Source organism: Mesorhizobium sp. GbtcB19, from assembly GCF_019091085.1.
GTDB lineage: Bacteria > Pseudomonadota > Alphaproteobacteria > Rhizobiales > Rhizobiaceae > Mesorhizobium.
The window spans coordinates 1-239 of sequence record NZ_JAGXJY010000478.1 but is presented as its reverse complement, the minus strand read 5'-3'; the positions used below and the strand labels follow the sequence as shown (position 1 = coordinate 239).

Below are 239 nucleotides of genomic sequence, written 5' to 3'. Positions count from 1 at the left end.
CAACAAATTCAGCCTTTTGCTCGCCGGCCTGGTCGAGGACGGCCAGCCCGACCTGTGGACCGAGGCGGCCAAGGCCATCATGCCCCCCGACACCTACCCCAAGGTGGCGACGGCGACGGGCAAGCTCGGCGATGCCGACGTCACCATCAATGGCATCGCCAAGGGCGCCGGCCTGATCGCGCCGGACCTGGCCCCGATGCTCTCCTTCCTCGCCACCGACGCGCCGATCGCGGCTTCCG

The 239-nt window shown here is 69.5% G+C and carries 1 protein-coding gene; it reads left to right on the top strand.

Annotation, left to right across the window (positions count from 1 at the left end; translation table 11 throughout):
* On the top strand, positions 1 to 239 hold a 239-nt coding region (locus KVT37_RS32790; protein ID WP_217579082.1), incomplete at both ends, for a bifunctional ornithine acetyltransferase/N-acetylglutamate synthase.